Annotated in this window: 6 protein-coding genes; 2 read left to right on the forward strand and 4 right to left on the reverse strand. The window is 71.9% G+C overall.

Translation table 11 applies throughout. From position 1 onward, the window contains the following. Positions 1–3 precede the first annotated feature (3 nt). The 4 genes from AB0L91_RS17640 to AB0L91_RS17655 form a co-directional block, all read right to left on the reverse strand. Positions 4–7,746, reverse strand: a complete 7,743-nt coding sequence (locus tag AB0L91_RS17640) for an amino acid adenylation domain-containing protein (protein ID WP_365011054.1) — start codon at positions 7,744–7,746, stop codon at positions 4–6. A 166-nt stretch (positions 7,747–7,912) separates the two neighbouring features. Beyond that, positions 7,913–8,725 (reverse strand): ABC transporter ATP-binding protein, encoded by an 813-nt coding sequence (locus AB0L91_RS17645; RefSeq protein ID WP_365011056.1) that lies wholly within the window; start codon positions 8,723–8,725, stop codon positions 7,913–7,915. Positions 8,726–8,735: 10 nt separating this feature from the next. Further along, positions 8,736–9,791, reverse strand: a complete 1,056-nt coding sequence (locus AB0L91_RS17650; RefSeq protein WP_355283418.1) for an iron chelate uptake ABC transporter family permease subunit — start codon at positions 9,789–9,791, stop codon at positions 8,736–8,738. Beyond that, entirely contained in the window at positions 9,788–10,786 is a 999-nt protein-coding gene (locus tag AB0L91_RS17655; RefSeq protein ID WP_365011058.1) for an iron chelate uptake ABC transporter family permease subunit, read from the reverse strand. The genes AB0L91_RS17650 and AB0L91_RS17655 overlap by 4 nt, the downstream gene beginning before the upstream one ends. A gap of 156 nt (positions 10,787–10,942) precedes the next feature. Between AB0L91_RS17655 and AB0L91_RS17660 the strand changes: the two genes are divergently transcribed. Then, positions 10,943–11,659, forward strand: a complete 717-nt coding sequence (locus AB0L91_RS17660; protein WP_365011059.1) for a hypothetical protein — start codon at positions 10,943–10,945, stop codon at positions 11,657–11,659. A gap of 192 nt (positions 11,660–11,851) precedes the next feature. Further along, a complete protein-coding gene (locus AB0L91_RS17665) occupies positions 11,852–12,118 on the forward strand; it encodes a hypothetical protein (protein ID WP_365011061.1) in 267 nt (88 codons plus the stop codon). Positions 12,119–12,146: the final 28 nt, after the last annotated feature.

Raw genomic sequence — 12,146 nt, forward strand, 5'->3', positions numbered from 1 at the left:
GGCTCATGCGCTGAGCGCCGGGTCTGTGTCGAGCAGTGCCGCGACCTCGGCCCAACCGGCGGGCGACACGATCTCGAAGTGGGAGTACGGCAGCCTGCGCACCACCAGCCGGGCGCCCGCCGCCTGCCATCCGGCGATCTGGGTATCGGTGCGGCCCGGCGTGGTTCCGGTGTCGCCGGCGTACAGGGCCATCGGCGCGTCGTAGGCCGCCGGGGTGGACGCGGTGACCAGGCCGAGCAGGGTGGTCGCCGCGCCGCGCAGGATCTCGGCCAGTTCCGGTGCGTCCTCGGGGATTTCGGGCAGCAGCCGGTCCAGCTCGGCGGGGTCGGCGGCGGCCCTGGCGGCCTGCCCGGCGAGATCGGTGAGCGCGAAGGCATCGATCAGCCCGGTGAAGGCGACCCGCTCGCCCGCGGCGGTCAGCGCGGCCGCGATGGCGTGCGCGATGGTGCCGCCGAGGGAGTAGCCGAGCAGGTGGTACGGGCCGTGCGGCTGGATCCGGCGGATCGTGGCCAGGTAGTGGGCGGCCAGGTCGTCGATGGTCTCGGCCTGGAAAGCGCTGTCGCTCAGGGTCGGTAGTTGGAGGCCGATGATCGGGCGGTCGGCGCGCAGAAGTGCCGCGAGCGGGCCGAACTGCCAGGCGGTGCCGCCGACCGGATGGATACAGAACAGCGGCTCGCGCGTGCCGGTGGCACGAAGCTCCAGGACATGGTCGAGGCGGGTTCCCCACGCGGTCGACTCGCCGGATCGGCGCGGGCCAGAAGTGGTGCCGTTGTCCTCGCGCGTGATTCGCGCCGCCAGCGCGACAGCGGTCGGCGCTTCGAAGATGTCGTCGAGGACGACGTCGAAACCCGCGCGGCGCAGTCGGCCGACGACCCTGACCGCGGTCAGCGAATGACCGCCCGCGGCGAAGAAGTCGTCGCCGTCGCCGAGGTCGGGGGCGGACAACACCACCGCCATCGCCGCTCGGATGTCGGCCACCAGGTCGGCCGCATCCGCACCGTTCGCCCTTGCGGCGGTGTCCCGCTGCCGGGATGCGTTGGCATCGTCGCGGACGACGGCTCCGCCCGCGCCGGACCTCGCGGCGCGATCGGCGGTCTCGCCCTGCGCTGTCGCGGGTGTGCGCACGAGACCGTCCGGCCCCGCGGTCGAGTCGTAGACCGGCACCGGCAGGGCCTTGCGATCGATCTTCTCGCTGGACGTCCGGGGGATACGGTCGAGCACGACGAAGGCCGCCGGGACCATGTAGGCGGGCAGGGCGGTGCGCAGTGCGGCGCGCACGGCCGCGATGTCGATCGCGATGCCCGCCTTGGCGACGAGGTAGGCGGCCAGGCGCTGGTCGCCGGGGGTGTCCTCGCGCAGGAGCACCGCCGAGTGCGCGACGCCGGGGGTGGTGAGCAGGGCGGCTTCGATCTCGCCCAGCTCGATGCGCTGGCCGCGCAGCTTCACCTGGCTGTCCGCCCGGCCGACGTAGTCGAGTTCACCGTGCGGACCCCAGCTGACCAGATCGCCGGTGCGGTACATGCGGTCGCCGGTGCCGCCGGGATCGGCGACGAACGAACCGGCCGTGCGGCCGGGACGGGAGAGGTAGCCGCGCGCCAATTGCGCTCCGGTGAGGTACAACTCGCCGATCTCGCCCGGCGGCACCGGGCGCAGATCGGTACCGAGCACGCGGACATCCGAGCCCGCCGCGGGCACCCCGATGGGCACGGTGCCGCCGTCGGCGTCGGACGTCTCGTGGTGGGTGATGCAGACCGCGGCCTCGGTGGGGCCGTACAGGTTGTGCACGCTCGCGCCGGTGGCCGTCCGGATCCGCCGCGCGGTGCCCGGCGGGAGCGGCTCGCCGCCGGTGACCGCGAAACGCAGTGCGGTGCAACCGCTCAGGTCGGCTTCCTCGGCGAGCACCGTCAGCATCGACGAGGTCATCTGCAGCATGCTCACCCGCTCGCGGGCCATGAGCTCGGCGATCTGGTGCGGATCGCGGTCCAGCCGTCCCTCGACGGGCGCCGCCAGCACCCGCGCGCCCACCAGCAGCGGCCAGAACAGCTCCAGCATCGAGGCGTCGAAGGTGGCCGCGGTGCGGTACAGGACGGTGTCGCCCGGTGCGAGCCGGTGCCGCCGCTGCATCCAGGCGAAGGTGCTGATGATCGCCGCGTGCGACACGCTCACGCCCTTGGGCTCACCGGTGGAACCCGAGGTGAACAGCAGATACGCCGCACCGTCTTGCCGCAGCGGTGCGAGCCGGTCGCGGTCGGTGACCGGGGTGGCCGGGAAGGCGGTGAGATCGAGGTCGTCGACCGCGACGACCGGCGCGCGCTCGGTGCCGAAACCGTCGGCGGTGGTGGTGAGGACCAGCGCCGCCTCGGCCGTGCGCAGGATGCGGTCGGCGCGCTGGGCCGGGCTCTGCGGGTCGATCGGCAGGTAGACGCCGCCCGCCCGGCAGATCGCGTGCGCGGCGACGATCGCGTCGATCCCGCGCGTCATCGTCACCGCCACCACGGTTTCCGGCCCGACGCCTGCGTCGATCAGCCAGTGCCCCAGCCGGGCGACCCGCGCGTCGAACTCGCGGTAGGTCAGGGTCACGCCGTTCGCGGTCAGCGCGGGCGCGTCGGGGTCGATCGGGGTGGTCGAGGTCCAGTCGGCCAGGGTGGTGCCGACCGTCTCCGGCGGCATCGCCACGGCGGTCACCTCGGCGACCGTGCGCCCGAGGTCGGTGGCCAGGGCGGCCAGGACCGCGCCGAGCCGATCGGTCAGGCGCGCGGCGACCGGCGCCGGTACGGCGACCGGATCGTGGTGCAGCATCAGGGTGAACTCGTCGCCGGGTAGCGCGGTGACGGTGATAGGGAAGTCCGTCAGCCCGTCCACCTCGACGTCGACCACCTGCACGCCCCGGGGGTCCGGTTGCAGCAGACCGGCTTTCGGGAAGTTCTGGAACACCACGAGGGAGTCGAACAGCCGTCCGAGGCCCACCGCCCGCTCGACGGTCGCCAATCCCAGATAGCCCCGTGTCTGCGCCTCGAACGAGGCGTCCTGCACGGCCGCGAACTGCTCGGCCACCGGCCGCCCGTCGGCGAGCGTGACGCGCATCGGCACGGTATTGCTGAACAACCCGACCATCGCGCCGACACCGGGCAGATCGGCGGGCCGCCCCGACACCACGGTCCCGAACACCACATCGGTGCGCCCGAAGTGCTCGGCCAGCACCATCGCCCACGCGCCGTGGAGCACGGTGCTCATGGTCAGGCCGTGGGCTCTCGCGGTGGCGGTCAGCGTTTCCGCGACGGCGGAGACGTGGGGGACCCGCAGCCCGATCGGGCGCAGACGTGAGCTGGCACCGTGCTCGGACGCCGTGCCCGCCGGTGTCCCGGACTCGTGCGTCGACTCGACGACGCGGTGCTGGAGCGGGGTGGCGAGCACGCTGGGGCAGGAGAGGCCGGTGAGCCGGTCGGTCCACCAGCGCAGGGTCGCGGTGGTGTCGCGGGCGGCCAGCCAGTCGAGATAGTCACCGAAAGACGGTGCGGGCGGCAGTGCTTCGTCGCGGTAGACGGCGAGGGTTTCGCGCACCATCGTCGGCACCGACCAGCCGTCGGCGAGCAGGTGATGGGCCACCAGGACCAGCCACTGGGTGGTGTCGGTGAGCCGGATCAGGCGGGCGCGGATCAGCGGCGGGCGGTCGATGTCGAGCGGTTCGGCGCCCGCGCGCCGAACCGCGAGGTCCGCTTGCGCTCGGGGATCGGCGCTGTCGCGCAGGTCCTCGACCGCCCAGTCGACTGCCGGAGTGCGCGGCACCACCTGGACCGGCTGGTCGAAGCGCTCGTAGCTGAAGGCAGCGCCGAGATTCGGATGCCGCCGCAGCACGGCCTCGAACGCCGCGCCGAGCCGAGCCGGCTCGAGCACGCCGTCGAGGGTGAACCGCGCCGTCATCGTGTAGATGTCGTCGGCGCCGTCGCGCAGGGCATGGAAGACCAGGCCCTCTTGCAGCGGTGACAGCGGCAGCACGTCGGTGATCGGGCCGTAGGTTTCCGCCAGCGCGTCGAGATCGGCCACGGTCAGCGACGGGATCAGGGCACCGGGAGTCCGCCGCGCCGTCTCGGCGGCCCGCGCGGAACGGGAGTCGGGCGTCGCCGCCGGGGCCGGGTCACCCGGCAGGGGTGCCGAGCCGCCGCGCGGATCACCGCCGGGTGCCGCCGCGGTGTCCGGCGTGGTCTGGGCGGCGGCCTCGGCCGCCAGGGTGGCGAGGCTGCGGCGGGTCAGGAGTTGCTGGGGCAGCAGGGGCAGGCCGTCGGCGCGCAGGGCGCTGCTGACGGTGATGGCGGTGATGCTGTCGCCACCGACGGCGAAGAAGTCGTCGTCCATGCTGAGCGCGTCGAGGCCCAGCGTCGTCGAGATCGCCTCGTGGACAGCGTGTTCGGCACGGGTCTCGGGAAGCCTGCCGACCGTGTCGGCGGCCGGGTCCGGCAGGGCGGCGCGGTCGAGCTTGCCGTTGACCGTGCTCGGCAGTTCGTCCAGGACGACGAGGCGGGCGGGCACCATGTGCTCGGGCACCAGGTCGGCCAAGCGGGTGCGGATCGCCGCGGTATCGAGACCGGGTGCCGCGACCACGTAGCCGATCAGGGCGGGCCGACCACCGATCTCGCGGATATCGGCGGCAGCGGAACGGATCTCGGGCAGTCCGGCCAGGGCCGCCGCCACGTCACCGAGTTCGACCCGGTGTCCGCGGATCTTCACCTGATTGTCGACGCGCCCCAGGTACTCGTAGCCGCGGCCGGGCACCCAGCGTGCCCGGTCACCGGTGCGATACATCCGCGCACCGGGTGGACCGTAGGGATCGGCGACGAAAGCGCCTGCGGTGGTGGCGAATCTGCCCAGGTAGCCCCGGGCCAGCTGAGGTCCGGCCAGATACAACTCGCCGACCTGGCCGTCCGCGACGATCTGTAAACCGTTGTCCAGCAGGTGCACCCGCGAGCCCGCCAGCGGCAGCCCGATGCGGGGCCCGTCGCCGTCGATCGGCGCGCCGAGCACATCGACGGTGGCCTCCGTCGGCCCGTACATATTGACCGCCGCGACCCCGGCCCGGTCCAGCGCGCTCCACAGCTCCGCCGAGCAGGCGTCCCCGCCGACGACGATCAGCGTGGGCCGCCGCGCCGAACCTGCCGGGTCGAGCACCGGTGCCACGGCGTGCGTCACTGTCGCGCCGGGTCGCCGCGCTGCGGCGCGGAAAGCCCGCGTCGATCCTCCGGCGGGCTCGCTGACGCCGATCGCCGGTCGCTCCGTCGCGGTGAGGTCGTCGGACATCATCGGAGTGCCGGGCGTTCGCGAGCTGTCGGGGGCGGGTGGAGTCGGGGCGAGCCCGTGCTCGAGCAGGGCCGCTACCAGCGTCGGGGTGCCGTCGACGACATCGATGCCGTCGCGCGCGAACGCTGCGACCAGCGCGGCGGGGTCGCGCCGGGTTTCGCTGTCGTAGAGGTGGATTCGATGACCGTCGAGCAGCCACAGCAGCGGGTCGAGGGACGCGTCGAACGCGAACGAGGTGGTGTGGGCGACGGTGAGCCGCCGACCGCCCGCCCGCCGCGCGGCCGCACCGTAGATGCCGGCGCGGTGGGCCGCGACGAGCCCGGCGAGCGCGCCGTGCGACACGACAACGCCTTTCGGCCGGCCGGTCGACCCGGAGGTGTAGATCACGTAGGCCGCGTGGTCGGGGCGCAACGCGACTTCGACCGCGAGGCCCTGGTGCCGATCGAACTGGTCGTCGAGATCGTCGAGGGCGACGACATCGTCGCCGAGCTCGGTCGCCAGTCCAGCCGAACCGAGGACCAGGACGGGTGCGGCATCGTCGATCGTCGCGCGCAGGCGCGCCACCGGATGCTCCGGATCCAACGGCAGATACGCGCCGCCCGCCCGCCACACCGCGAGCAGGGCGACCACGAACTCCACGTCGCGGGGGAGCGCGAGCCCGACGATCGTGTCCGGGCCGACGCCCGCGTCGTGCAGGTATCCGGCGAGCCGGTCGATCCGGTCCGCCAGTTCGGCCCCGGTGTAGCGGCGGGTCGCCGAGCTGAGCACGACGGCGGAGGAGTGGTCGGCGAGTGCCCGATCGAGCAGGTCCGTGATGAGTTCGGTCTGGCTCGGGGCACACGCGCCGTCGGCAACGTCCGGGCGCGACGGCTTGGTGTCGTCGGCAATGTCCGAGCACGGCGGCTGGGCGCCGTCGGCGATGTTCGGGCGTGATGGCTGGGTGTCGTCGGCGATGTTCGGGCGCGATGACTGGGCGTCGTCGGCGCGGGTCGCGGCCGCTGCGCCGCCGACTGCCGGGTCGGCCACCAGTGCCGCGAGATCCGGTCCGCTGCGCGGTGAATCATCCTGCGACGGAGCCGGATCGAGCCGCAGGGAGACCGCCCGATCCAGCAGCAACCGCTCCCGTTCCTCGGCATCGAGCAACTCCAGCGCCCCCACCGCGGTCTTGTCCGACCCGATGAAGCCCGTGATCGCCCGGGTCAAGCCGGTGATCCGCCGCCGCACCATCGCCGCGTCGTTGGACCGCGCGTCGGACTCGAAGCCGAGCAGCACCGTGCCGTCGGGCAGCGGGGTGACGGTCAGGCTCAGATCCTCCGGCGGGCCACCGGCCACATTGCGCAGCACGCCGCGCGCGCCGTCGAAGTCGAGGGTGAAGTCGAAGACCTTGAGGTTGATGCCGATGCCGTGCAGCAGCTCGCCCGCGCCGTGACCGTGGAAGTCGCGGGCCAGGTCGTCGCCGCTGTAGCGCTGATGGGCGCGGATCTCGCGCAGGGTGTCGGCGATGCGCGGGCCGAGCTCACCCAGCCGGTCACCGGCGGTTACCCGGACCCGCAGCGGCAGCACGTTGACCGCCATCGACGGCGTGCGCAGGGCGGCCCGGCCGACCCGGCCCATCAGCAGCATGGAGATCACCACGTCGCCGGTGCCGAGCAGGCGATGCAGGAAGGCGGCGTAGCAGGCGACGAGCGCGTCGGCCCAGGTGATGCCGTGCCGGTCGGCGGCCTCCCGCAGCTGGGTCAGTGTCTCGGCGGAGAGCGCCGTCTCGGCGCGGATGGTTCGCTCCACCGCGCCGCCGAGGTGGCGGCCGCGCCCGTCGAGATCGGGCCACGGGGTGAGCTGATCGCGCCAGTAGTCGCGGTCGGCGGTGAATTCGGGGCCGTCCCGATAGGTCCGTTCCTCCGCGACCAGCTCGGCGATGGTGCCGAAAGTGCGCTTCGGGGCGGGCTTTCCGCGCCGCAGCGCGGTGTAGTGCGCGGCGACCCGGCGCGACAGCAGCGCGGCGCTGTAGCCGTCGACGATGAGGTGGTGGTACAGCTGCACGCACCAGACGACCGAATCGGTGACCCGGATCAGCGTGTAGTTGTAGAGCTGCCGGTCGACCATGCCGCGGCACCGCTCGGCGGCCTCGTGCCGTTCCAGCGCGACGGCCTCGTAGGCCAGCGCCATCGGCTCGGCGGCTGCCCGCAGATCGACGGTCGGCCGCAGTTCCGCCGCGGCCTCGGTGACGAATTGCCGTGGGCCCTCGGGGGTTTCCCGGAACCGCAGCCGCATGTTCTCCGCCTCGGCGACGGTGCGCCGGATCGCCTCGGCCAGCAGCTCGACATCGATCGGGGTGTCGCCGGTGATCTCGAGTACCTCGCCGACCAGGTACCGGCCGGAGTCGGGGTCGAAGCGCTGGGCGTTCCAGATGCCGAGCTGTGGTCCGGTCAGTGGCAACCCGAGACCGTCGGTCATCGTGTCTCCCCGCTTCGCCGTCGGCACGGCAACTCCCTTCGCCCGCAATGACATTCGCCCGTGAGCCACCGAGTGATCCGGCGAATCCAGGCACAAAGAGATAGGTTAGCCTAAACTAACTTATTGTGGAATAGCTACGTCTGCGAACGATCTCGCCGCGCGGCGCTCAGCGCACCTGGGCGGCGTCCTCGGCCAGCGGAACCACCAGCGGTGTCCCGGTTTCCGGGTCGTCGACGATCCGGCAGCGCAGCGAGAACACCTCGTGCACGAGCTCGGCCGTGACGATCTCCGTTGGCACGCCGGTCGCCACGATCCGGCCGTCGCGCATGGCGATCAGGTGATCGGCGTAGCGGAAGGCGTGGTTGAGGTCGTGCAGCACGGCCACGACCGTGCGCCCCGACTCGCGGTTCAGCGTGCGGCACAGGTCGAGCAGCTGGATCTGATAGGCGATGTCGAGGTAGGTCGTCGGCTCGTCGAGCAGCACGATCGGGGTGTCCTGGGCGAGCACCATGGCGATCCACACCCGCTGGCGCTGACCGCCGGACAGCTCCTCGACCGGTCGCGCCGACAGTTCGGCGACGCCGGTGGCCGCCATCGCCGCCGCCACCGCCTCCTCGTCGGCCGTGGACCACTGCCGCAGCAGCGTCTGGTGCGGATAGCGGCCACGGGCGACGAGATCGGCGACCCGGATGCCGTCCGGCGCGGTCGAGGTCTGCGGCAACAGGCCGACCTGCCTGGCGAATTCCTTGGCCGGATAGCCGGTGATCGGCTTGCCGTCGAGCAGCACGGTGCCGGACTCGGGGGTGAGCAGCCGGGCCAGCGCGCGCAGCAGGGTCGACTTGCCGCAGGCGTTCGGGCCGATGATCACGGTGAACGCGCCGTCGGGGATGTCGACCGAGAGCTGATCGCTGATCGTGGTGCCCTTGTAGCCGAGGCGGACCCGGTCTGCGCGCAGTCGCGAGGCGTGAGAGTCGTTCATGTCGCTTTCCCTAGTTCCGTCGCGCTTCGGCGACCAGCAGATACGCCAGGTAGAGGCCGCCGACCGAGGCGGTGACGATGCCGACCGGCACGGTGGTCGGCGCGAACGCGTGCTGGGCGATCCAGTCGCAGGTGATCAGCAGGGTCGCGCCCATCACCGCCGCGGGCACCAGCGCGATCGACGGGGTGCGGGTGAGCTTGCGCGCCAGGTGCGGCGCGGCGAGGGCGACGAAGGCGATCGGCCCGGCCACCGCCGTCGCCACCGAGGTGAACGCGACGCTGAGCGCGATCAGCCAGCCGGTCGCCTTGCTCACGTTCAGGCCGAACGCGCGCGCGGTGTCGTCGCCGAGTTCGAGGATCTGCAACCGGGGCGCGGCGGGAATCAGCGCGAACGCCAGCACCGCCAGGATCAGCATCGTCGGCGCGACCTGCGGCCAGGACAATCCGTTGAGCGAGCCCGCGCCCCAGGCCGCCGCCGCGATGGCCGCGTCCAGGTCGGCGCGCATGATCAGCCAGGTGTTGACCGAGGCGAGCATGGCGCTCACGCCGATGCCGACGATGATCATCCGGAAGCCGGTCACGTTGTGCCGGAAGGCGAGCAGGTGGATCACCAGCGCGGCACCGAGTCCGCCGATGGTCGCGCCCGCCGCGGTCTGGAAGTTCCCGCCACCGAGGGTCAGGATGACGATCAGCGCGCCGGTGTAGGCGCCGGTGTTGAAGCCGATGATGTCGGGACTGCCCAGCGGGTTCCTGGTCACCGATTGCAGGATCGCGCCGCTCACGCCGAGCGCGGCGCCCAGCGCCAGCGCCAGCAGGATGCGTGGCAGCCGCCAGTCCCACACGACCAGCCGGTCGAACCGCTCGTCGCCGATGAACAGCGCGCGCAGCACCCGCAGCGGCGGGATCGGGTAGTCGCCGCTGCCAAGGGCCAGCACCGCGGTCGCGAACGAGATCACCAGCAGCACGGCGCACACCACGATCGTGCGCACCCCGATCCGGGCGGTGATACCCAGCTTGGGCGGGCGCACGACCAGCATGGTGCGGCCGAAATCGATTCCGGCGCTCATGCGGCGGCACCTACCTTCGCGCGGCGGGCCAGCCAGATCAGCACCGGCGCGCCGAGGAACGCGGTGATCAGGCCGGCGGGGACTTCGTCGGGACGGATGATGAGGCGGCCCAGCACATCCGCGGTGAGCACCAGGATCGGCGCCAGCACCAGCGAATACGCGAAGATCCAGCGCTGATCCGGGCCGACCAGCCAGCGGGCGATGTGCGGAACGGCCAGGCCGACGAAGGCGACCGGGCCCACCGCGGCGGTCGCGGTGCCGCACAGCAGCACCAGGGCGAGCGCGGTCCACAGCCGGGTCCGGGAGACGTGCACGCCCAGCGACTGCGCCAGATCGTCGCCGAGGGCGACCGCGTTGAGCGAACGCGCGCACAGCGCGGCGATCACCAGCCCCACCAGGATGAACGGCGTCGCGCCCGCGACGATCTCGCAGCCGCGACCGGCCAGCGAGCCGGAGTCCCAGCGGCGCATCTCGTCGAAGGCCTTGGGGTCCACCAGGATCAGGCCCCGGGTGAGTCCGCTGAGCACGGCGGTGGCGGCGACACCGGCCAGGGTGAGGCGGACCGGGTCGGTGCCGGTGCGCCCCGCGGTGCCGAGCCGGTAGACGACGATGGAAACCAGTGCCGCACCGGCGAATCCGAACCAGACATACGATGTGAGATCGCTCACGCCGAGCAGGCCGACCGCGATGGTGATGGCGAAAGCGGCGCCCGCGTTGACGCCGAGCAGGCCGGGATCGGCCAGTGGATTCCGGGTCAGACCCTGCATCAAGCAGCCCGCGACGCCCAGTGCCAGACCCGCGAGCAGGCCCAGCAGGGTGCGGGGGACGCGGTACTCGATCACCGTCACGTGGTCGGGTGTGGTGGAGGTCCCGGTCAACGCCAGCCAGACCTCGCCGACCGGAATCGATTTCGTGCCGATGAGCAGGCTGAGCAAACATGCCGCGACCAGCACGAATACCGCCAGCAACCACCCGCACAACCGCGGACTCTTCATCAGGGGTTTCTCTCTCGCGTCCAACTCTGTCTCACAGGAGGTTAGCCTAAGCAAGGTCTTGATAGGTGAGGCTTACCTAGCTATGGTCTCGGTTCGTTCGGTCCGCAGCTTCTGCGCCGCGCAGCTCACCACGAGGAACACGAAAGGCTCACCCCCGTGAAAATCACCAAGTTCGCCCTGTTGGCTTCCACCGTCAGCGTTGCCCTCGGCATCGCGGCCGGCACCAGCCACGCGGCACCGGCCGCGGACCCGAACGCGCCGATCAACTACACCGCGACCACGACCGAGACCGCCACGATCATCGGTACCGACGCGGGCTCGATGGTGGTCGAGGACGGCGTGTTCAAGATCAAGGCGGCGAACGGCGACACGGTCGCGGGCAGCGAACTGTCCTTCCGCGTCGACGATTTCGTCTTCCCGATCGCCGCCGACATCTCCGGCCGCACCGCCACCCTGACCCCGCAGTTCGACCTGGCGCACGCCACCTACAAGCCGGTCGCGCTGCCGTTCGAGGACAAGGCGCCGTGGAAGACCGAGTACGACCGTGAGCAGGCCGCCTGGAGCCGCATGACCGGCACCATCTCCCTGGGCGCCAGCATCGCGACCCTGGTCGGCGGCCTCGGCGGCGGCGCCGTCGGCTGCGTGCTCGGCGGCATCGCGGGCGCCACCATCGCCTCGGCCACCATCGTCGGCATGTTCGGCCCGTTCATCCCGGCCGCGGCCGTCGGCTGCATCGCGGGCATCATGGCCATCGGCGCCCTGGGCACCCTCGCCGGCCAGATCTTCATCACCGCCCCCGTCGCGATCATGGCCGCGGTCCAGTACTTCACCACCATCAACTCCCCGATGCCGAACCAGGCGCCCGCCAAGTAGGCGCACCGAGAACGCTCGTGGAGGGGACAACTCGACGAGACGACGAATCCCGCCCGATCTGCATCGGGCGGGATCCCGTCGTCTCCGGGACCGGCCGAAATCCGCTGGCCGCGAGAGATCCTCGACATCCTGCCCGCGGCGCTGGCCGACTGCGCCACGACTGTCCCCGACTCGGCCGCGGCCGCGGCCGCGGTGGCCTTCACCGACCTGGCCCGCATGCTCGCCGCCGACCGGGCCACCGAATTCTGGGTGCTGGACAAGGTCTACGAGATCGTGCACCGATCCGACTACGACGCGAGCATCCTGAACCTGCCGCTCGGCTGGATATACGAGCTCGCGGACGAGTGGACAGCGGGTTGGGGGCGACCGCGCGACCAGCTCGAACGTGAGATCCAGCAGGCTTGCCGAGCACAACTCGCCTCGGTGATTGTGCGCCGGACTTCCGACGGGTCCTGCTGAAACCGACGGCGGCCCGGCACAATCGGGA

It is taken from the genome of Nocardia sp. NPDC051833, assembly GCF_040681225.1.
Taxonomy (GTDB): Bacteria; Actinomycetota; Actinomycetes; order Mycobacteriales; family Mycobacteriaceae; genus Nocardia.